Annotated in this window: 20 protein-coding genes; all 20 read right to left on the bottom strand. The window is 49.1% G+C overall.

Annotated elements, in window-relative coordinates; translation table 11 throughout:
- Positions 1-247 precede the first annotated feature (247 nt).
- The 20 genes from carB to rnpM all read right to left on the bottom strand — a co-directional run bounded on the left by carB (position 248) and on the right by rnpM (position 21,536).
- Positions 248-3,457, bottom strand: coding sequence for a carbamoyl-phosphate synthase large subunit (carB, locus tag DW949_RS07685; RefSeq protein ID WP_118022658.1), 3,210 nt, complete (start codon positions 3,455-3,457; stop codon positions 248-250).
- A 118-nt stretch (positions 3,458-3,575) separates the two neighbouring features.
- A complete protein-coding gene (locus DW949_RS07690) occupies positions 3,576-4,094 on the bottom strand; it encodes a GNAT family N-acetyltransferase (RefSeq protein ID WP_199595810.1) in 519 nt (172 codons plus the stop codon).
- Positions 4,091-4,573: a MarR family winged helix-turn-helix transcriptional regulator gene (locus DW949_RS07695; RefSeq protein ID WP_118022660.1), complete on the bottom strand. Its 483-nt coding sequence runs from the start codon at positions 4,571-4,573 to the stop codon at positions 4,091-4,093. The genes DW949_RS07690 and DW949_RS07695 overlap by 4 nt, the downstream gene beginning before the upstream one ends.
- Positions 4,574-4,736: 163 nt before the next feature.
- Complete coding sequence (locus DW949_RS07700; RefSeq protein WP_199595812.1) at positions 4,737-5,612, bottom strand: NAD(P)-dependent oxidoreductase; 876 nt, start codon at positions 5,610-5,612, stop codon at positions 4,737-4,739.
- A 13-nt stretch (positions 5,613-5,625) separates the two neighbouring features.
- Entirely contained in the window at positions 5,626-6,594 is a 969-nt protein-coding gene (locus DW949_RS07705) for a D-2-hydroxyacid dehydrogenase (RefSeq protein WP_118022661.1), read from the bottom strand.
- 70 nt (positions 6,595-6,664) lie between these two features.
- Entirely contained in the window at positions 6,665-7,840 is a 1,176-nt protein-coding gene (locus tag DW949_RS07710) for an iron-containing alcohol dehydrogenase (protein ID WP_118022662.1), read from the bottom strand.
- 145 nt (positions 7,841-7,985) lie between these two features.
- Complete coding sequence (locus DW949_RS07715) at positions 7,986-8,927, bottom strand: ornithine carbamoyltransferase (RefSeq protein WP_118022663.1); 942 nt, start codon at positions 8,925-8,927, stop codon at positions 7,986-7,988.
- Between the two features lie 203 nt (positions 8,928-9,130).
- On the bottom strand, positions 9,131-9,328 hold the full coding sequence (locus DW949_RS07720) for a cold shock domain-containing protein (RefSeq protein WP_059075770.1): 198 nt from the start codon (positions 9,326-9,328) through the stop codon (positions 9,131-9,133).
- Between the two features lie 127 nt (positions 9,329-9,455).
- On the bottom strand, positions 9,456-9,944 hold the full coding sequence (locus DW949_RS07725) for a dihydrofolate reductase (RefSeq protein WP_118022664.1): 489 nt from the start codon (positions 9,942-9,944) through the stop codon (positions 9,456-9,458).
- A complete protein-coding gene (locus DW949_RS07730; RefSeq protein ID WP_118022665.1) occupies positions 9,944-10,735 on the bottom strand; it encodes a thymidylate synthase in 792 nt (263 codons plus the stop codon). Before DW949_RS07730 ends, DW949_RS07725 begins: the two co-directional genes overlap by 1 nt.
- A 5-nt stretch (positions 10,736-10,740) precedes the next feature.
- On the bottom strand, positions 10,741-12,567 hold the full coding sequence (gene recQ, locus DW949_RS07735) for a DNA helicase RecQ (RefSeq protein WP_118022666.1): 1,827 nt from the start codon (positions 12,565-12,567) through the stop codon (positions 10,741-10,743).
- A 76-nt stretch (positions 12,568-12,643) separates the two neighbouring features.
- Entirely contained in the window at positions 12,644-13,831 is a 1,188-nt protein-coding gene (locus DW949_RS07740) for a PLP-dependent aminotransferase family protein (RefSeq protein WP_118022667.1), read from the bottom strand.
- A gap of 159 nt (positions 13,832-13,990) precedes the next feature.
- Complete coding sequence (locus DW949_RS07745) at positions 13,991-15,190, bottom strand: PLP-dependent aminotransferase family protein (RefSeq protein ID WP_118022668.1); 1,200 nt, start codon at positions 15,188-15,190, stop codon at positions 13,991-13,993.
- Between the two features lie 157 nt (positions 15,191-15,347).
- Positions 15,348-16,277 carry a bifunctional riboflavin kinase/FAD synthetase gene (locus DW949_RS07750; protein ID WP_118022669.1) on the bottom strand — a complete coding sequence of 310 codons (930 nt, stop codon included), beginning with the start codon at positions 16,275-16,277 and terminating at the stop codon, positions 15,348-15,350.
- Positions 16,278-16,288: 11 nt separating this feature from the next.
- The gene (gene truB, locus DW949_RS07755; RefSeq protein WP_118022670.1) at positions 16,289-17,170 is read right to left on the bottom strand and encodes a tRNA pseudouridine(55) synthase TruB; all 882 of its coding nucleotides are present in this window, start codon (positions 17,168-17,170) and stop codon (positions 16,289-16,291) included.
- Positions 17,167-18,111, bottom strand: coding sequence for a bifunctional oligoribonuclease/PAP phosphatase NrnA (locus tag DW949_RS07760; protein WP_118022726.1), 945 nt, complete (start codon positions 18,109-18,111; stop codon positions 17,167-17,169). Before DW949_RS07760 ends, truB begins: the two co-directional genes overlap by 4 nt.
- 5 nt (positions 18,112-18,116) lie before the next feature.
- Positions 18,117-18,464 (bottom strand): 30S ribosome-binding factor RbfA, encoded by a 348-nt coding sequence (gene rbfA, locus DW949_RS07765; RefSeq protein ID WP_059075762.1) that lies wholly within the window; start codon positions 18,462-18,464, stop codon positions 18,117-18,119.
- Between the two features lie 17 nt (positions 18,465-18,481).
- Positions 18,482-20,956, bottom strand: coding sequence for a translation initiation factor IF-2 (infB, locus tag DW949_RS07770; protein WP_118022671.1), 2,475 nt, complete (start codon positions 20,954-20,956; stop codon positions 18,482-18,484).
- Entirely contained in the window at positions 20,953-21,279 is a 327-nt protein-coding gene (locus DW949_RS07775) for a ribosomal L7Ae/L30e/S12e/Gadd45 family protein (RefSeq protein ID WP_118022672.1), read from the bottom strand. Before DW949_RS07775 ends, infB begins: the two co-directional genes overlap by 4 nt.
- Entirely contained in the window at positions 21,276-21,536 is a 261-nt protein-coding gene (gene rnpM, locus DW949_RS07780; protein WP_118022673.1) for an RNase P modulator RnpM, read from the bottom strand. Before rnpM ends, DW949_RS07775 begins: the two co-directional genes overlap by 4 nt.
- Between the last annotated feature and the right edge of the window lie 7 nt (positions 21,537-21,543).

Genomic DNA, 21,543 nt, shown 5'->3' on the forward strand with positions numbered 1-21,543 from the left:
CTGGCGTTCATTCGTATGTTGCATTGTTCAGTTTTCAAAGGTCATCTTGTCGTTTTCGTTTCTGTTGTCTCCCGACGACTTGTATATTTTACCAAATCCCTTGCGTAATGTCAAGTAAAAATCCTGATTTTTTTGACATTTATTTCGATTTATTCATTATAAGGCCGTTACACGGCAAAAGAGGCCGCTGTATCATAAAGAATACAACGACCTCTTCCATTACGGGAAATTCGGATTGTGACTTTTGTTATTTATCTGTAATGCTATGCTGCCATTCCTGTAACGATAATACAGGGCTGCGGCCATGGGTAATCATGCGATGAATGCCTTCCATACTGGCTTTGGCAGCGACAATGGTCGTTACATAGGGAATATGAGCCCGGACAGCAGCCTTTCGCAGTGCGCCGTCATCATCGGCTACATCTTTACGCACAGATGGTGTATTGATTACCATCTGTACCGTTCCATCTGCAATGAGATCTTCTATATTGGGACTGCCCTCTCCCAGCTTATTGGCTCGTTTTACCGGAATGCAGGCAGCCTGCAACAATTCAAAAGTCTTATCTGTCGCATAGATAGCAAAATCATCTTCGGCAAATTCCTGTGCAATGGCTGCAATATAGGGTTTGTCAGCATCACTGACAGATATAAGTACGGCTCCTTCCAGCGGCAATGTTCCTCCTGCCGCTTCTTCAGCCTTATAAAAAGCTTCTCCTGATGTCTTTGCCAACCCCAATACTTCACCGGTAGAACGCATTTCCGGCCCCAGTACAGGATCCACTTCAGGGAACATATCGAATGGGAATACGGCTTCTTTAACTCCATAAAAAGGAACATGTCTTTCTTTTAACGAAGGAACGGGCGATGCCTTTCCCGTAAGCGGCAATGTCATAACTTCCGCCGCCACTTCCGGCAACGGGATATGGCACAGTTTGGAAACGAGCGGCATCGTGCGGGAGCCTCCCAGATTGACTTCCAGGACATATACCTGGTCATCTTCAATAGCATAGCGGATGTTCATTAATCCTGTAACATGAAAGGCTGACGCTATTTGCTTCGTATATTCCTGAATCTGATTCAGTGCTTCCCCGGCAATATGACGGCTTGGAATAACACAGGCACTATCCCCGGAATGAATTCCTGCCAGTTCAATATGTTCCATGACCGCCGGTATAAAGACCTGCCTGCCATCGCTGACAGCGTCGGCTTCACATTTCAGTGCCGTATGCAGGAAACGGTCGATGTATGCCGGCCGGTCCGGCGTAATATCTGCCTTCTGCAGTATCATTTCCAGTGTGGCCGCATCATGAACAATTTTCTTCGTAGTACCCATATGCAGCACTACCGGATACCCGATCTGTCCTGCTATGGTCAGCCCGTCTTCCGCACTCGTGGCAGAACCGGACTCCGGCATAGGAATACCCGTCTTATTCATCATGGTCTGGAACTGGTGCCAGTCTCCGGCAAGTTTCAGACTATCCGGGTTCGTTCCCAAAATATGGATGCCTTCTGCCTGTAGAGCCGGAATGAGTTTTTCTGCAGCACTGCCGCCAAACTGGGCAATAACACCGATTGGCTTTTCAAGACGGCAGATTCCCAGCACGTGTTCGACAGTCAGTGGTTCCACATACACCGTATCTGCCGCATCAGCTCCTGTAGATACAGCTGCCGGATCACAATTGACCATAATCGTTTCAAATCCCGATTTTTTGAGTGCAGCTATCGCCCGGATACATCCATAATCGGATTCCTGACTTTGGCCAATGCGTTCAGGGCCGCTGCCCAGTACGACAATTTTAGGTTTCCCCTGACGTACGGCATAATGGTTTTCTCCATTATAGGTAGAGAAACAGCCAGTCTGCCGCATAGCACTGCTGACAGCGGCGGCCTGCCATTTTTCTGTCAGGTCCAGAGACTGCCGGCGCGTGCGGATAGTATCTTCCGGTATTTCCAGAATCTGGCTCAGATAGGCATCAGCAAAGCCGTCTTTCTTTGCCTGTACCAGAACCGTATCAGCCGGCATCGTCCCCTTCGATTTTTCCAGGGCATTTTCTTCATCGGCCAGTTCTTTAAATTGTTCAATAAACCAGGGATGAATGTGTGTACTATTCTGTATTTCTTCCAGGGCAGCTCCTTTGCGCAGCGCTTCATACATCATAAAATACCGTTCTGACGAAGGCACTGCCAGCCGCTGCATCAGTTCATCGGAAGTCATTGGCAGGAATATCTTGTCCTGCCCCAGCCCATACCGGCCCTGTTCCAGAGAACGGACTGCTTTTTGCAATGATTCTTTAAAGGTTTTGCCCATGGCCATGACTTCGCCTACAGACCGCATCTGCGTTCCCAGTACGTCGTTTGCGCCATCATATTTTTCAAGATCCCAGCGTGGGAATTTCACGGCGATAGTATCCCGGTCTGGCTGATACTGGTCCATCGTCCCCCAGACAGCACATGGGATTTCACGAAGCAGCAGGCCTGCTGCCAGTCTGGCTGAAACGCTGGCAACAGGAATGCCAGTCACCTTTGAAGCCAGTACAGACGAACGGGACATACGGGGATTGAGGGAAAGGACCGCAATCCGGCCATCGTGCCGGTTCCAGGCAAATTTTATATCTGCACTGCCGATAATTCCCATATGCCCGGCAATCATGCTACCCTGACGCAAAAGCTCCTGCTGCACATCATCCGGCACAGTCATCATAGGAATAGTAGAAACAGAATCTCCCGAATGGATGCCCACCGGATCTATATTTTCAATAAAGCATACCGGTACTACTGTACGTTCCGCATCCCGCAGCAATACCAGTTCCAGCTCTTTCCATCCTGTCAGCGCTTCTTCTACCAGGACCTGATGAACCTGACCGGGCTGCAGACTGCGGGCACAAAGGGCACGAAGCGATGGTTCATCTTCCGCAATGCCGCTTCCGCTGCCGCCACAAGTGTACGCCGGCCGGAGCACGACAGGGTATCCTATTTTTTCTGCTGCCGCAGCGGCTTCTTCCGCACTGGAACAAGCAATGCTGCGGGCAGTCGTAAGGCCTGATTCATCCATGGCTTTCTTAAAAGCATTGTGGTTTTCCCCGCGTTCGACAACATCCATCGGTATGCCGATGACGCGAACCCCGTATTGTGCCAGGATGCCTTTTTTATTTAATCCGGCACATACGTGGATTGCCATATGTCCACCCATAGCAGGCAGCAGCGCATCAGGGCGTTCCTTCTCAATCACCCGGGTCAGACATTCTTCATTGAGCGATTCTATATACGTCTGATCCGCCACAGACGGGTCCGTCGCAACGGCTGCCGGGTTTGAATCGACAAGCACTACATCATACCCCAGGCTGCGCAGGGCACTGCATGCCTGAGAACACGCATAATCAAATTCAGCAGCCTGTCCGATGACTGCCGGGCCGGAGCCGATAAGTAACACTTTGTGAATATCTCTTCGTTGGGCCATATTCATCTCTCCCCACAGTTATAGCACATGATTATGTCTAATTCACATTAATGGTATCATATTCTATCCTGATAAGCAACGTTCAAACAGGCATCTCCGCCTATTTCTCGATAAGCCGTTACCGGTCCTGGGACGGATGGACACATTTCTGGAATGCAATCTTAGGACTGTTGGCAAAAATGACAACGCCACAATAGACAAATCCCATTTTTTCAATGACATGACGCATGACTTTATTGTCTTCATCCGTATCAATGCGGATATTATAGACTCCTCTTTCCCGGGCAATCCGTTCCGCTTGTGCAAACAAATGTTGTGCCAGCCCTTTGCCTTTGACAGCATTGTCCACAGCAGTCCTGTGAATGACGGCATACGGCTCCTCATTCAGCCACTGGCCGCGCAGAGACTTATAAGCCGGTTCACCGCGGAAATCAATTCCCGTATACGCTATAATTACATCATCATCAGTCAGAACATAGCCGATTCCGTCCCGGATATCTCCTTCAATATCCCTTTGTTCCGGATATCCATCCTGCCACTGATCGACGCCGTTTGCCTTTAAAAACGCCTTGGCCTGCCGGATCAGTTCCATAATACGTACCATATCGTTTTTCTCCGCTTTTCTAAATTCCATCATTCTGTCTCCTTTCTCATATCAGAAGGATTCTTGTGTTCGTGAAATAAAAGCCAGTCCGTTTCAACTGAATTCTGGACACGTTCAATAAGACCTAAAAGCAGGCGCTGTTCTTCCGCCGGCATGCCCTTGACACAGACCTCCAGCTCGCGGTTTTCTTCTGCCAGAATCTCTTTATATACCTGTCCGGCTTTTTCTGTAGGAAACAGATTCCACGCCCGTCCGTCACGGGAATCGGGTTTGCGCAGAACATATCCGGCTTCCATCAGCTTGCGTACAGCCTTGGCTGTCGTGCCTTTATCGACGCGGCACATCCGGGTCAGCTCAACCTGCTTTATGCCGGGGTGTTCACAAATACGTGTTAAAAAAATAAATTGTCCGCGCTGCAGCTGCTTATTGCGAAACCGCAGCTCCATAATAGACTGGATACTACGATATATAGCACCTATCTCCCTCAACAAAGGACTTCGTAATGATGGCATCCTGTCTCCTCCTATCTTAGTTGAAAGTTCAACTAAGTGAAGTATATAAAGAACCGGGAATTTTGTCAAGTACCATCAGAAAATAGCGAAAGCTGCAGCAGAATAAATAAAACGCTCATTCCGCTGCAGCTCTGCCTCCTATCGTCTGTATCATCAGACCCGGTTATTTTTCCATATCAATATAATGCTTAATCAGTGCCTGGGATCCTTCGTTTTCATGGCCTTTGGCAGCCAGGTCTTCAAAATCAGCCAGCACTTCCGGTACCATATCCAGCTTCAGCCCCAAGGTATCCGCTTCCTGTAAAGCCAGTTTCAAATCCTTGATAATATGCTTGATAAAAAATCCCGGCTGATAATTGCCTGCCAGAATTTTAGGACCGAGGGCAGAAAACTGGGCACTGCCGCCGGCTCCTGTGGACAGCGAATCAAACAAAACCTGCAGATCCATGCCACGGGCTTTCCCATAGGCCAGTGCTTCGCAGACTCCGCTCAGCGCACCGGCTACGAGAATCTGGTTGGCCATTTTGGCATGCTGGCCATTCCCGGCTTTGCCCTGATAATTAATGTTAGTCCCCACTGCCTGGAAAATGGGCATGCAGGCTTTATAATCTTCTTTGTCCCCGCCAACGAGCATAGACAAAATACCTTTGATTGCCCCGCTTTCACCGCCTGTGACGGGAACATCCAGGACATGGAATCCTTTTTTGCTGCCATCTTCATGGAGCCGGACTGCCAGAGACGGACTGGATGTGGTGCAGTCGATTAAATACGCTCCCGGTTCAGCAGAATCAAAGATATTATTTTTTCCATAATATACTTCTTCCACATCTTTTGGGAACCCGACCATGGTAATGACCGCGTCACATCCCTGCACGCATTCCTTAATTGAAGGATAAAAAGCAGCTCCTTCGGCTATGACGTCTTCGACTTTTTCTTTATGCCGCGCAAAAATGTGCAGAGAAAAACCGGCCTTCATGAGATTCCGTACCATTGGCTTTCCCATAATGCCGACACCGATAAAAGCAATCGTCTGAATCATATGTTCCGCCTCCCTATTTCTTATACCCCGTCTGGAAATCTACGATATTTTTCATCTTGCCGCCATAGAAATACGCTTCTAAGTTTTCACAGGCAATCTGCACAATCCGGTCATGCGTTTCTTTCAGATGATATCCGCCGGAAACGTGAGGTGTGATATAAATCCCCGGCACCTGCCACATAGGATCATCGGCCGGCAGCGGTTCCGGATCGGTCACATCCAGGGCTGCCCCTGCCAGATGCCCCGATTTCACAGCTTCAATCAGATCTTCCTGGACGACGCAGTTGCCGCGCCCGATATTGAGGAACCATGCGCCCTGTTTCATTGCCGCAAAGCGGTCTTTGTTATAGAGATGATATGTAGCCGGTGTATCAGGCAGGCTGGTGGCCACAATATCTGCCCGGGCCAGATAATCGTCCAGTTTATCCATCGTTCCCATTTCGTCCGCTTCCGGAGGTACGGCCGTACTGCGGCGGCGGATACCGGTTACATGGGCTCCCAGTGCTTTCAGGCGCTTGCCGAACTCACTGCCGATATCGCCGAACCCGATAACCAGCGCCCGGGCTCCATACACAGACGTTACAGGGCCTTCATCCTTCCACAGATTCTGCTTCTGGTTATCATAATAGGCATATAATTTCTTCATCATCGCCAGCAGCTGGGCCAGCATGTGTTCTGACAAGGCCAGTCCGTAGGCTCCGGTCGCATTGGTGAGGACTGCCCCTTCCGGCAGGACCCCTTTTTTTATGTACGCACCGGTCCCGGCACTATTCAGCTGCATCCAGCGCAGATGCGGCGCTTTTTTCACCAGTTCCGGATCCAGATTGCCAATGATGATTTCTGTATCAGACAATACATCTTCAGGCACCTGTACTCCTACTGCCGCCTGATTATCGGCAAAATAAACCGGGTAATCCCCGGCGGCTGCATTCAGCCACTTTTTATGTTCTTCCGTTACGGGCATGGCTACTACTATTTTCATAGATTATCCTCCTTGCAGGCTATACTAGTATAATGTGAAGTTATCAATTCTGACCGTGCCTCCGGTCAGATCATAGGGCCGCTTTATAAATGCGGTACATATCTTCTTCATTCAGGACTTTTGCCGATCCCTGATGACCACCGCATCCCAGGGCACACAGATGGGCCATCTGCCTTAGCTGATCATCCGTAGGACTGATACCTAATTCGTGAATAGACGTAGGCATGCCGATTGAATGATAAAACGACTCCATCTTTTCAATACCAGCAAGGGCCATCATGTCATCAGCCCCTTCAGGTACATCCATGACCTGTCTGGCAAAACGTACAAACCGGGGCAGGCAATCGCCATATACGTACCGCGCCCAGGTTCCCCAGATAGCTGCCAGCCCGGCACCATGGGTCACGTCGAACATGCCGCTCAGTTCATGTTCCAGCTTGTGACAGGAAAAATCACCGCCATCGTTGCCACATCCCGTGAGGCCATTGTGGGACAGGCTGCCGGCCCACATGATTTCCGCCCTCGCTTCATACTGATCCGGCTGCGAATGGAGAATGACCGCATATTTCATAACTGTGCGGAGCAATCCTTCGGCAATCTGGTCGGTGATTTCCATATTACCGCCCTGTGTAAAATACCGTTCCATCGTATGCATCATGATATCCGTACACCCGGCCTGGGTCTGCCAGTCTGGAAGGGTCACGGTCAGCTCCGGATTCATAATGGCAAACCGGGCCCGTGCCAGATTCGTATTGCAGGACCGCTTCAGTCCTTCGTCTTCTTTTGTGATAACCGAACTGTTGCTCATTTCACTGCCTGCTGCAGCAATCGTCAATATACAGCCTACCGGCATGCAGGCCCGGGGCTTGCGCTTTCCGCAGTAAAAATCCCAGACATCCCCATCATTTGCCAGCCCATAGGCAATGGCTTTCGCAGAATCAATGACGCTGCCCCCGCCAACAGCCAGAATGAAATCAACATGGGCCTTCCGGCATAGTTCAATGCCCTGATACACCAGCGACAAATGAGGATTGGGAACGACTCCGCCCAGTTCGACATAGGAAATGCCAGCTTCTTCCAGGGACTGCCTGACCCGCTGGATCAGACCGGAACGGACGGCACTGCCTCCGCCATAGTGAATCAATGCGGATGTTCCGCCATATTCTTTCACGAGTGCCCCCGCTTTGTTTTCCGTTCCTCTGCCGAAAACAACCCGCGTGGGAGCATAAAACTCAAAATCATACATCGACATCACTCCTTATACCGCTGTCATGGTACTCTATTCAAATAGTACCTATCCCCTGTCATTTCTGCAAGCATTTTCTAAGAAAAATGCCCCTATAACCCAAAACCATAAGTTCCGGTTTATAGAGGCACTGCCCACAAAAATTTTACCAGTCCAGTTTACCCGTAATCAGATACACGAGGAGACCTTTTTCGGCATGACGACGGTTTTCGGCTTCATCGAGAATCGTTTCCAGATGCTGTTCCATTACATCCTGGGTAATTTCATAACCCGGATGAATCGGCATATCATGGAAGACCATCGTATCTGTACCAGCCATCAGATCCGCATCAATCTGATACGGCATCATCATGCTGATAATCTTGTTTTTCTTATCCGCATAGTCGGGATTGGTGAAAAATTCCATATCGACCCAGGTATCCGTATAGACGCAATCCACATCAGCCACTACTTTCTTCAAATCTTCCTTGCTGATATTGTCCGGCAGTTCTTCATAATGACCCGTCGCCTTGAGTCCTTCGTAGAACTCATCGCCGACACCCATGACCTGGCTGAACGGAGTCAGTCCATACATCTTACCGCCCAGCATAGTGACGATTTCGCTGAGAGAGTTGTACGTATTATTTTTTGCGCCGATATACAGGACCTTGACGTCGAAATGACCTGTCTTTTCGTACAGTGTCAGCATATCGGCCAATGCCTGCGTCGGATGGAATGTATTATCGCAGCCGTTGATGACCGGGACGATGGACGCATCCATGAAACCATGGGTCGTTTCGGATTTTTTAAACCGCCCCATAATGCAGTCCACGTTGCGGCCTACGTATTTTACTTCACTGGGAAGATCACCAATCGTAAAATTACTGTCTTTCCAGAGCTGGTTATAGGACTTGCCCCCCAGTTCTTCCATTCCGATATTGAACGATAAATACGTCCGGTTCGACGTTTTTTCAAACAACGTATACAGTTTCTTCCCATCCAGTAAATGAGAAAAAGCCTGCTGGTTCTGTTTGATTTTTTCTGCCAGAAGTAATATTCCTTTTAATTCATCGGCCGTATAATCGGCAAAGCTGTTGACGTGTTTCATATATATTCACCCTCCATATGCAATCAATCCTGTATATTCTCTTGAATATGTGTATATCATAGCACACGAAAGTGTATATTTCAAGTTTTTATGCAATAAATATGCAGTAAAATTCACTAATATTTTTATTTCCCGTTTTCCGAAAAAAAAACCGGCAACCATGAGGTTACCGGTTAAAAGGTCTATATCCTGAAAGCGCTCGATTAGGCTTTAACTACGTTAGCAGCCTGCGGACCACGTGCACCATCTACGATATCAAAATCAACTTCCTGACCTTCTGTCAGGGATTTGAAGCCGTCTTCCTGAATAGCGGAAAAGTGTACGAAAACGTCGCCGCCATCTTCTCTTTCAATGAAGCCATAACCTTTTTCTGCGCTGAACCATTTTACTTTACCGTGCATAACAAAATCCTCCTAAAAAAAACAAATGCAGCTATTCTCTAGCTCTAATAGGTAGTGTATCATACCAAACATTCAATGTCAACCAATTTCTTATTTTTATCATGATACAAAAGCATAATAAAAATCCTTATTTACGCAAATAATGTACAAAAGAGAACGGATGGGCATTGCGTTCGTCTGCCCCATGGGTTTCCCGTTCGACTTCCTGCCAGCGTGTCCTGTCCAGCTCGGGAAAAAATGTATCAGCCGGAAGTTCTGCATCAATTTCCGTGAGATACAGGCTGTCAGCCCATCCCATACATTCTGTATAGAGGGAGGCGCCGCCAATGATGAAATAGTCCTCATCGTCCAGGACAGCTCCCATCATATCATCCATATCATGAAATACCGTAATGCCGCGATGCGTATCCTCGTAGCCCTTCTGTCCTGTCAGGACCCAGTGTGGCCGCCCCGGTAGCAGTCCCGGGAGACTTTCAAAGGTTTTCCGCCCCATAATCATCGTGTGCCCCATGGTCAGATTCTTAAAATGCTTTAAATCGGCAGACAAGTGACAGAGCAGGTGATTATCCTTTCCGATTCCCCGGGCCCTGTCTACGGCAGCAATCATATGCAGCATCAGACAGCCACCTCCATCGGCAGTTTCCCCAGATGCTGATACCCATCAAGGGCAATGTCGTCAATGGTAAACTGGTAGAAATCATGGATATCAGGATTGATGCAGAGGCGGGGCGCCGGAAACGCCTGACCGCGCCGTGCCAACTGCGTTTTCATGGCCTCTACATGATTTTCATAGATATGGGCATTATTGATGACATGGGTAAACAGTCCCGGCTTCAGGCCGACCGTCTGGGCAATGAGGTGAATGAGTACGGCATATTGCGTCATATTGAACGGTACTCCCAGTCCCATATCGCCGCTGCGCTGCACCAGCATGCAGTTGAGCCGTCCGTCACTGACATCCCACAACGTCTGGAAGGCGCAGGGCTGCAATGCCATATCAGGCAGATCTTCTATATTCCACAACGTGACAATCATCCTCCGGTTCTGCGGGTCGTGCCGCAGCATATCCAGCAGATGGTCCACCTGCTTGTATTTTCGTATCTGATATCCATAGGCTTTTCCGATGGTGCCATCAGGGCGCATCCATTCATCCCAGACATGGCAGTTCATCTTCTGCAGTTCCCGTACATCATTGCTCTGAAGCTGCCAGATCCAGAGGATTTCCTTGACGGCTGTTTTAAACGCAACGAACTTGGTAGTCAGAATCGGAAATTCCTTTTCCAGGTCGAATTGAAATATCTGGTGAGGAAGTTTATACGTAGGTATTCCCGTGCGGTTATTGGAATAATATCCCTGTTTTAAAATCCGTTCTACCATATCCAGATACTGTGTATCAGCTGAACTCATGTACATCACTCCTGTGTAGTTTGAAAATTCTGGACAGCCTGGCAAAAAACCCGGCCATACTTGTGCAGCTTGAACTCACCCACGCCTTTGATCCGGGCCATCGCCTCTTCGGATACGGGACGGCTGGCCGCCATTTCCCACAGCGTGGCATCAGAGAAAATGACAAAGGGCGGAATATGTTCTTTTTTGGCCAGGTCCATGCGTACCGACCGGAGAACCTCAAAGAGAGGCCGGCAGGCTTCTTCGTCAATCGATTCCGATACAGCCTTTTTCTTCCGTACCAGCCGGGCCGCCGGTTCTTTTTCTGCCGCAACGGCAATTTCCTGTATGGCCCGTTTCCGCCCTTTCAATACGTCCCGTCCATCGGCTGTCAGGGAAAGGACCGGGTATTGGCCTTCCGACTGCTGGACAAACCCGTCTTCCAGACTTTGCCGGACCATATCGCGGATTTCTCTGGCTGTATAGTTGCTGAGCATGCCAAAACTCGTACACCGCTGGAAACCATAATGACGGATCCGGGCGGTCATACTCCCTTTTAGTATATCACAGACCATGGTCATTCCAAAACGGCCTTTTACTTCATCAATACAGACGCAAATAGGTCGTACAATCTGGGTCGTATCCTCTTTAACAACTTCCTGGTCACAGTTACCGCAATTTTCACAACGGTCCCACGACGGTTTTTCGCCAAAATATTGGAGAATATACCGGCGCAGACAGTGCCGGGTCTCACAATATTCCACCATAGCGTTCAGCATCCTCAGTTCTTTTGCCTGCTGTTCTGGCGAATGGACAGAATTTTCAATAAGAAATTTCTGAATCATGATATCCCGGCGGTTATACAGCAGTATGCATTCACCGGGTGCCCCGTCCCGGCCTGCCCGGCCCGCTTCCTGATAATAACTTTCGATGTTTTTAGGCATCTGATAGTGAATGACGTAGCGGACATTGCTCTTATCGATGCCCATGCCAAAGGCATTGGTCGCAACGATAACCGGGATTTTATCAAAGGTAAACTGCTCCTGTACCTTTTTACGCGCCCCATCGGTCATGCCGGCATGATACCGGCCTACGGCATATCCGCGTGCTTTTATTTCCTTGTACAGACGATCCACTTCTTTCCGCGTAGCCGCATAAATGATGCCACTGTCCCCTTTATTGCGGGCAAGATAGGACAGGACAAAAGAATCCCGGTCCACGTCGCGGACGACGCGGAAATAGAGATTCGGCCGGTCAAATCCACCGATGAAGACACGTTCATCCTTAAGGCCCAGCAGTGTCATCATATCTTCTTTGACTTTTTGAGTCGCCGTTGCCGTAAACGCTGCCACCACAGGACGGCGGGGCAGGGCCTCAATCCAGGGACGGATAGCACAATATCCGGGCCGGAAATCATGCCCCCACTGGGATACACAGTGAGCTTCATCGATGACGACCATATCGATGGGCATCGATTGCATGAAACTCGTAAAAAACTCATTCTGCAGACGTTCCGGAGAAATATAGACGAGCCTGACCCGGCCGCTGCGGATCTCGGAAAACCGCTGTCTCGACTCTTCCAGCGTGCACTGGCTGTTAATGAATACAGCCGGTATATGCTGTGCCAGGAGTGCATCTACCTGATCTTTCATTAACGAAATGAGCGGAGAAATAACCAGCGTCAGACCGGACATGAGCAATCCTGGTATCTGGAAACAAAGTGATTTACCGGCACCAGTCGGCATAATAGCCAGACAATCGCGATGCTCCATGAGCGTAGCAATCACCTCTTTCTGGCCAGGCCGGAAAGACGAATAGCCAAAATACTGTTTCAGGACATCTAAAGGCTGCAAAACTAACTCTCCTCTCTAAAAAAAGGGCATGCCAGCGGCACGCCCTTTGTCATGAAATCTTCCAGACATTCACAGATTATTTCGATAATTCTTCTTTGAGTACTTCTCCCAGCCGTTTGATGCCTTCTACGATGCGGTCTTCCGGCATATTGGAATAATTGAGGCGGAAGTGATTGCCATTGCCGCCATTGGGATAGAAAATACCGCCCGGTACATAGGCTACATCCTTTGCCAGGCACTTCGGCATCAATTCTTTGGCATCCATGCCTTCCGGCAGGGTAACCCATGTGAAGAGGCCGCCCTGGGGATACGTAAACTTGCATTCCGCAGGGAAGTATTTTTTCATCGATTCGCACATGAGATCGCGGCGTTTGGCATACAAAGCGTTAATTTCTTTGATATGAGCATCCATATCAAACATCTGGCAGTAGTATGCGGCCTGGCGCTGGCCAAACGTCGAAGTGCCGAGATCGACGGCCTGCTTGAATTTGACGAATTTATCGATAATTTCCGGATTAGCAATTGTCCAGCCTAAGCGCAGGCCCGGCATGAAAATCTTCGAGAATGAGCCTAGGAATACGACTTTCCCCTGCGTATCCATGGACTTCAGGGACGGCAGCTTTTCGATGTCATAGCGGATTTCACCGTAAGGGTCGTCTTCGACGACTACCACATCATACTTGTTGATGACATCCATAAATGCTTTCCGGCGTTCTACCGGCCAGGTAATACCTGTCGGGTTCTGGAATTCAGGAATAACATAAATCATGCGGACGCTTTTGTCTGTAGCAAGGATTTTATCCAGTTCTTCCGGAATAATCCCCTTGTCATCCGTAGGTACTTCAATATAATTAGGTCTTACAGGATTAAAAGCCATGATAGCACCCATGTAAGACGGACTTTCCATAGCAATCGTTTCGTCTTTATTGACCAGAATCTGTGACAGGATGAACAGCCCCTGCTGTGACCCCGTCGTAATGACAATATCTTTCGGCTGGCAATCTACAAAGAAAGACTTCTTCATCCGTCTGGCAATTTCTTCACGCAGCGGGACATACCCTTCTGTCGTACCATACTGAACAGCCTTGCGGCCTTCTTTTTCATAAATTGCCTGATCGACCTGTTTCATTTCTTCAATCGGGAACAACTCTGGTGCCGGCAGCCCCCCTGCAAATGAAATCACTTCCGGTTTTTCCGTAAGTTCCAGCAGTTCCGCAATATCAGAAGCCTTTAATGTGTTTGCAAAATCAGAAAATTTTGTCATGTAAATCACCCCTATGTTAATATTACTCCCCAGTGGTCAAATTATAACACTAACATAAAGAGATTGCAAATAACAATAGTCTCCCAATGGCACAAAATTGTGCGGCATACAAAAACAGGGCAGGAATTTTCTCCTTGCCCTGCTCTCTGCGTTCAGTCCTTATTTCATCTTGGCAATTTCTTCTTTCAGTACATCGCCCAGACGTTTTACGCCTTCAATGATCTTATCTTCCGGCATGCACGAATAGTTCATGCGGAAATGGTTTTCTCCGCCGCCATTCGGATAGAAAGCGCCGCCCGGTACGTAGGCAACTTTCTTTTCCAGTACTTTCGGCATCAATTCTTTGGCATCCATGCCTTTTGGCAGTTCAACCCAGGTAAAGAGACCGCCTTCCGGATAGGTGAATTTGCATTCAGCCGGGAAGTATTCTTTCATCTTGTCGAGCATGAGGGTGCGGCGTTTGCCATAAAGGGCACAAATATCTTTGATGTGAGCATCGATATCAAACATATCGAGGAAGAAAGATACCTGGCGCTGTGCAAAGGACGACGTCTGTAAATCCGCTGCCTGTTTGTATTTGACGCATTTATCGATGATTGCCGGATCTGCTACCATCCAGGCTACACGCAGACCTGGCATCATGATCTTCGAGAACGAACCGAGGAATATAATATTGCCTTTCGTATCCATTGATTTCAGAGACGGAACTTTGTCGCCATCATAGCGGAGTTCGCCGTACGGATCATCTTCAATAACCGGGAAGTTATACTGGTTGATGAGTTCCATGAACGCTTTACGCCGTTCGATAGGCCACGTTACCCCTGTCGGATTCTGGAATTCCGGAATGACATAGGCCAGGCGGATCTTATCGCCATATTTTTTCAGGATTTTTTCTAATTCTTCCGGAATGACGCCTTTGTCATCGGTCGGAAGTTCTACAAACTTCGGTCCGCACAGTTTGAATGCATTGAGAGCGCCCAGATAGGTCGGACTTTCAACCAGCATGATGTCGCCCGGATTGATAAAAATCTGGGGGATAAAGGACAGGCCCTGCTGTGACCCTGATGTAATAAAAACTTCATCGACTCCGCAATCGACCATAAACGATTTTTTCATCCGTTCACAGATATGCTGCCGCAGTGGTACATAACCTTCAGTCGTGCCATATTGTACAGCCGCTTTCCCGTCTTTATCAATAATTTCAATGTCTACCTTCTTTAATTCTTCCAGAGGGAATAATTCCGGAGCCGGAAGACCGCCGGCAAACGAAATAATTTCTGGCTGGGCTGTCAATTTTAACAGTTCACGTATTTCCGAAGCTTTTAATCCATTTGCAAGATCTGAAAATTTGTATTCCATACTCTACCACTCCTTCGCAAAACTGAACGCAACCTTTATCTATGCTTTAATTATATCATTGTTATGCTATAAATTCAATTTAAGTCGGATGAGAATTAAATTAAAATAACATTAAAATCAGATTAAAAAAAGAGCCTGCCCTGACGGGCAGACCCGGTTATATCCGTTTCAGATAGTTCAATGTTTCTTCCTGATCCTGTATCATCTGACGCTGCAATGCTTCCGTCGTCTGAAAGGTGATTTCATGACGCAGACGCTTATAAAAGCGGACACACAAGGATCGTCCATAAACGGTCCCCTGCCAGTTAATGATATGCGTTTCTATCCGGCGGGTCTGATTGGTAAAAGTCGGATTGTCACCAATATTGGTCATAGCAGGCCGATAGGCTCCATCGACAAATACATCAGTTGCATATACACCATCAGGCGGTATGGCCATGCAGGGATCGATTTCCATGTTGGCCGTCGGAAACCCGATAGTCCGCCCCCGGTGATCTCCATCTACGACCAGACCTTCGATTTCAAAGGGCCTGCCCAACAGACCGGCCGCTGTTTCCATATGTCCCAGCAGGACTAGTTTGCGGATGACCGTGCTGCTGATAGGAGTTGCCCTGCCGGGCCGTTCCAGCAGATGCAGTACCTGGACCGGCACCCCATGGGCATCCATAAAAGCCCTCAGCGTTTCCGTATTGCCTGCTGCTTTGGCACCATAGGTAAAATTGGCCCCCACTACGACCGACCGGGGATGCAGATAATCCAGCAACTGCTGGCAGAATTCATCCGGCGATTCATCAATGAGATGACGATTCATGGGCAGAAGCACGAGACCATCCAGCCCCAGTTCTCGTATATACCGCTCTTTCTGCTGCACCGTAGCCAGACGTACCGGTTCCTTTTCCGGACACAGTACGGACAGCGGATGAGCTGCAAAGGTCACGACTACGGCTTTGGCCTGCATCTTGCGTGCCGTATCAATGGCCGTCTTCATGACCATCTGATGTCCCAGATGTACGCCATCAAACGTTCCCAGAGCCACTACCGTCGCCGTATAGTCTTGCGCTTCTTCAAAAGAATGAAATACTTGCATCGTCAATTACCTCACAATGAATCCGCAAACATTTTGTGCGGACGGATGACATGATGTTCTTTATCGAACCGGGCAATTCCCGTAAGCCCGCCCTGTTCCGTATAAATACGCAGGATTTCACCGTGCGTCATCTGCCGGCCGGCAAAGGGGACAGGCCGGCCCTGCAGCAGATACAGGCATTTTTCCCGGGGCAGCGTCACTTTTCTCACGGCTCCCATGGACGCATCGGATGGCAGGACATAGCGCAGCGGGTCACGGGTCAGTTCTTCCAGTGTCGCCGCATCCTCGATGGTGAATACGCCGGCCTGTACGCGCACCAGATACGACATACAGGCACAGGTTCCCAGGTACTCACCGAGATCACGGATCAGAGAGCGGACGTAGGTCCCTTTGGAGCAGGTCACGGCCAGGGTACCGCGGTGTCCTTGCCAGGATAAGAGCCGTATATCATGCACGGTGATATCCCGGGACGGCAGGGTAAAATCCTGATGGTTCCGGGCCAGTTTATATGCCTTCACACCATGAATGCTGATGGCAGAATACCGTGATGGCGTCTGTCTGATGGTGCCCTTGAAATGCTGCAGAGCCGCTGTCATGTCTGCAGTGCTCACAGCGGGAACGGGTTTCCGGTCTACGACCTGGCCGGTAATATCTTCTGTATCGGTCGCAATTCCCAGCAGGAATTCTGCATGATACGTTTTTGTATCGCTGTCTCCATATTCGATAAGCCGCGTTGCCTGCCCCAGATATACGGGCAGTACGCCTGCCGCCAATGGATCCAGCGTACCGGCATGACCGATTTTTTTCATCTCATAGATACGGCGCATCTGACTTACTATATCATGACTGGACATGCCAGTCGGTTTTAACACATTGACAATTCCTTGTATCATACGGTCTTTAAAATTTCCTTTATGAGCATTTTCTTTGCTTTTTCCAGAGGCGCCCCGATGGTACATCCTGCCGCGCGAACATGACCGCCGCCGCCAAAGACGGCAGCGATGGCATTGACATCGGCCTTTTTGGAACGGAGGCTGACCCTGGTTTCCTCATCGCTGATATACTTTACCGTAAAGGCTACATCTACCCCTTTGACCGTACGGGCATAATCAATATATCCGCCCGTGTGTTCTCCTGTATACTTCAGGACATCGGGAGAAAAAGTAATACCGGCTACTTTGTTATCACCGAACAATTCTATATGTTTCAGCACTTCCGACAAGGCATGAAGCTTTATCAGAGACTGGGCTTCCAGATGTTCCGAAATGACATGGGGCATAGCACCGGCGTCTACGAGAGCCGCTGCCATACGCAGGGTCTGTCCCGTCGTATTGCTGAATTTAAAGAACCCGCTGTCTGTGGCAATAGCCATATACAGGGCCATAGCCTCCGCCTGATTCAATCCGTCTCCCCAGGCAAGGAAGAGCTGTGTCAGGATTTCACCCGTCGCTGCACATTCGGGCCGGACATATTCATACCGGGCAAAATGGGCATTGGAGATATGATGGTCGATATTCAGCACGGCACCATGAATCAAGGATTCAGCAGCACCGCAGCGGTCAGCTGACGTCGCATCGAGAATAACCGTCAGCCAAGAATCATCCGTATGGACAGCAGACGGCTTTTTAAACCGGCTGACACCGGGCAGGAAGAAAAACTTGTCGTCAATGTCATCGTCTACGACCGTGACGACCTGTTTGCCCAGGCGGTCCAGATAATCCTGCATGGCAGCCAGGGAACCAATGGCATCACCATCGGGATTGACATGGGCTGTCAGCAGGATATGGCTGTAGCCTTGCAGCAGATGCCGGATTTCTTCTGGTGTAATAGTCATGGACATCAGTCCTTCTTTTCTATATCGCGCAAAATCTTATCGATTTTCATTCCGTAATCCAGGGACGTATCTTCCTTGAATTCAATAGTCGGAGAATAGCGGATTCCCAGCCGTTTCCCGACCTCGGAACGGATATACCCGTTTGCGCTTTTGAGAGCTTTCAGCGTATCGGCCTTTTCGGCATCGCTGCCAAACAGGCTGACATATACCGTCGCTTCCCGCAAATCGCCCGTAATCCGTGCATCGGTTACCGTAATGAACCCGATGCGCGGATCTTTCAGCTCCCGCAAGATGATATTGGAAACTTCCTGTTTGATAAATTCCTGTATTTTACGTACTCGTAATTCTCCCATAGTTGTCTTCCCTCACTTTATTCCGGTTCGACTTCTACCATTTCGTACGCTTCGATTTCGTCGCCTTCCTTGATATCACGGTAATTTTCCAGTGTAATACCGCATTCATATCCTTCGGCGACTTCCTTGACATCATCTTTAAAGCGGCGCAGACCGTCTACTTCGCCTTCATGGACGACGATGCCATTGCGGATCAGGCGCACTTTGGACGTGCTGGTGATCTTGCCTTCTTTAATATACGAACCGGCGACAATGACCTTCGGAGTTGTAATGACTTTGCGTACTTCCGCCCGGCCGGTAATATGTTCTTCGTATTTCTTTTCCAGCATCCCTTTGATAGCCGCTTCGACATCGTTGATGGCATCATAGATGACCCGGTACGTACGCATATCGACGTTTTCATGTTCAGCAGCCTTGCGGGCCGATGCATCAGGACGGACATTGAAACCGATGATGAGGGCGTTCGATGCCGATGCCAGCATGATATCCGATTCATTGATAGCACCTACGCCGGCATGGACAATGGAAATACGGACTTCATCACTCTTGATGGCCATGAGCGACTGGCTCAGAGCTTCTACGGACCCTTGTACATCGCCTTTGACAATGAGGGACAATTCTTTCAATTCGCCCTGCTGGATCTGATTGAACAGATCATCCAGAGTAACCTTGGCATTGACGTGCAATTCAGAAGACCGTTTCTTTTCCAGTCGTTTTTCTGCCACAGAACGGGCTGTCTTTTCATCCGTTGCATCGAGGATATCCCCGGCTTCCGGTACATCATTAAGGCCCAGTATTTCAACCGGGATAGACGGTTCTGCTTTCTTGACCTGTTCTCCCCGTTCATTGGTCATGGCCCGGACCTTGCCGTAGCAGGAGCCGACGATAATCGTATCCCCTACATGGAGAGTCCCTTTCTGGATCAGTACCGAAGCTACAGGACCACGGCCTTTATCCAGTTTGGCTTCGATGACGACACCCTGGGCCGGACGGTTCGGATTGGCTTTCAGATCCAGCACTTCTGCCAGGACCAGAATATTTTCCAGCAAATCATCCAGACCGATTTTTTTATGGGCCGAAACGGGGACCATAATCGTATCGCCGCCCCATTCTTCACTGATCAGGCCATATTCTGTCAGCTGCTGCATGACCTGCTGGGGATTGGCGCTTTCTTTATCGATTTTATTGATGGCCACGATAATCGGAACTCCTGCCGATTTGGCATGGTTGATGGATTCAATCGTCTGGGGCATAACGCCATCATCGGCGGCGACGACGAGGACGGCAATATCCGTTACCTGGGCACCGCGGGCACGCATTGCCGTAAAGGCTTCATGCCCCGGCGTATCCATGAATACGATTTTCTTGCCTTCATAGCGGACCTGATACGCCCCGATATGCTGGGTAATACCGCCTGCTTCATGACTCGTAATATGACTCTGACGGATAGCGTCGAGCAGACTCGTCTTGCCGTGGTCAACGTGCCCCATAATCGTGACAACAGGGGGACGCGGCTGAAGGGATTCAGGCGGATCGATGATTTCTTCAATTTCTGTAGGATCTTCCGGCGGTGCTTCTTTCGTAACAGCCACACCAAATTCATCAGCAATCAGAGAAGCCGTATCATAATCGATTTCCTGATTGATAGTAGCCATAATACCGCCCATGAGCAGTTTTTTGATGACTTCGCTGACTTCCCGGCCCAGCCGTTCGGCAAAATCTTTGACGATAATCGTTTCCGGAAGTTCGATAGACGTAGGATAATTCTTCTTTTTCGACGGAGCTTCCTGCATGGCCGCATGCTGGCCGCCGTGCTGGTTCTTATTCCGTTTGTTCTTATTCTTGCCTTTATTCAGGACATTGGACAGGAGCGTATGAGGCCGGTTCTGGCTGCCCGACCCGTTTTTGCCATTATGACCGGCAGATCCGCCATGTTTATTGTTCTTACGGCTGTCATTACGGCCTGCATTGTTCTGCTGGCTGTGACCGAAATACTTCGTCCGTTTCGTATCCGTTTCATGGGCTGGCTGACTGCCATTCTTACCATTCCCGTTCGCTTTATGGTTCGTATTCTGATTGCCCTGATTATTCTGGTTTGCCTGCTGATTTTTCTTCATATTCTGCTGCTGGCGATTAAAATTATTGCGGGGCTGTGCTTCTTTTTTTGCATTGCCCTTTTCAGTTTCCGGCCGGTGTCCCTGATTATTCTGCGGACGGGCATTCCGGTTCTTGTTATTCTTTTCTGTCCGCTGTTCATTTTTACGGGCATTCTGACCGTTATTTTTCCCTGCCTGCATGGCCGCCTTTTTTCTTGCACCATGGGCATCTGCATGTTCCTTTTTCGGTGCATACGCCTTATCCAGTACATGCTTTGCCTGGTCATCCACACCGGAAAAATTCGTTGCTTTAATATTGTGTTCTCCCAGAGTCTTTATGATATCGCTGGCCGATACGCCCAGTTCCTTTGCCACTTCATATACTCGTTTCGTCATCTGGTTGCCCCCTTCTTCGTCGCCTTCATCACGTCATCTATCGCTTTTGCAAATCCCCGGTCCGTCAGTAGTACAACTACATTCTGAGACTTCCCGACAGTTCTGCCCAGTTCCTCTTTCGTATATATATCTACTACCACTATATTCCTGCGCGCAGCCACGCGGCGGTATTTTTCTGCATTTTCACCGCCATCACTGGCTACAAACAGAAGCGGTACGGTACGTTTCTTCAAATACGTTTCTGCAGCAAAATCGCCGCACACCGTCTTCCGTGCCCGACAGGCAAGACCCAGAAGATTGCCGATCCGTTCCTTCTCTGTCATTCCAGATCCTTGCGGAGCTCTTCATAAATATCAGGAGATACTTTCGTTTTCAAAGAGCGTTCCAGACGGTGTTCCTGGTATGCCTTTTCCAGGCAGTCCGGATTCTGGCAGATATACACGCCACGTCCCGATTTTTTCCCTGTCTTGTCGATTTCGACATTTCCTTCGGGCGTGCGTACAATACGGATCATCTCTTTCTTGCTCTTCTGTTCCTGGCAGCCGGCACAGACCCGCAACGGAATTTTTTTCTTTTTCATGGCTTCA

Source organism: Megasphaera sp. AM44-1BH, from assembly GCF_003467125.1.
GTDB lineage: Bacteria > Bacillota > Negativicutes > Veillonellales > Megasphaeraceae > Megasphaera.

Coding starts and splice junctions, on each gene's coding strand:
- DW949_RS07760 (WP_118022726.1), bottom strand. CDS start 18,111: ATGACTATTACACCAGAAGAAATCCGGCATCTGCTGCAAGGCTACAGC.
- DW949_RS07730 (WP_118022665.1), bottom strand. CDS start 10,735: ATGAGTTCAGCTGATACACAGTATCTGGATATGGTAGAACGGATTTTA.
- DW949_RS07725 (WP_118022664.1), bottom strand. CDS start 9,944: ATGCTGCATATGATTGCTGCCGTAGACAGGGCCCGGGGAATCGGAAAG.
- infB (WP_118022671.1), bottom strand. CDS start 20,956: ATGACGAAACGAGTATATGAAGTGGCAAAGGAACTGGGCGTATCGGCC.
- rnpM (WP_118022673.1), bottom strand. CDS start 21,536: ATGAAAAAGAAAAAAATTCCGTTGCGGGTCTGTGCCGGCTGCCAGGAA.
- truB (WP_118022670.1), bottom strand. CDS start 17,170: ATGATACAAGGAATTGTCAATGTGTTAAAACCGACTGGCATGTCCAGT.
- DW949_RS07745 (WP_118022668.1), bottom strand. CDS start 15,190: ATGGAATACAAATTTTCAGATCTTGCAAATGGATTAAAAGCTTCGGAA.
- DW949_RS07775 (WP_118022672.1), bottom strand. CDS start 21,279: ATGACAGAGAAGGAACGGATCGGCAATCTTCTGGGTCTTGCCTGTCGG.
- DW949_RS07750 (WP_118022669.1), bottom strand. CDS start 16,277: ATGCAAGTATTTCATTCTTTTGAAGAAGCGCAAGACTATACGGCGACG.
- carB (WP_118022658.1), bottom strand. CDS start 3,457: ATGGCCCAACGAAGAGATATTCACAAAGTGTTACTTATCGGCTCCGGC.
- DW949_RS07720 (WP_059075770.1), bottom strand. CDS start 9,328: ATGCACGGTAAAGTAAAATGGTTCAGCGCAGAAAAAGGTTATGGCTTC.
- DW949_RS07705 (WP_118022661.1), bottom strand. CDS start 6,594: ATGAAAATAGTAGTAGCCATGCCCGTAACGGAAGAACATAAAAAGTGG.
- DW949_RS07710 (WP_118022662.1), bottom strand. CDS start 7,840: ATGTATGATTTTGAGTTTTATGCTCCCACGCGGGTTGTTTTCGGCAGA.
- DW949_RS07700 (WP_199595812.1), bottom strand. CDS start 5,612: ATGATTCAGACGATTGCTTTTATCGGTGTCGGCATTATGGGAAAGCCA.
- rbfA (WP_059075762.1), bottom strand. CDS start 18,464: ATGGGAGAATTACGAGTACGTAAAATACAGGAATTTATCAAACAGGAA.
- DW949_RS07690 (WP_199595810.1), bottom strand. CDS start 4,094: ATGATGGAATTTAGAAAAGCGGAGAAAAACGATATGGTACGTATTATG.
- DW949_RS07740 (WP_118022667.1), bottom strand. CDS start 13,831: ATGACAAAATTTTCTGATTTTGCAAACACATTAAAGGCTTCTGATATT.
- DW949_RS07695 (WP_118022660.1), bottom strand. CDS start 4,573: ATGCCATCATTACGAAGTCCTTTGTTGAGGGAGATAGGTGCTATATAT.
- DW949_RS07715 (WP_118022663.1), bottom strand. CDS start 8,927: ATGAAACACGTCAACAGCTTTGCCGATTATACGGCCGATGAATTAAAA.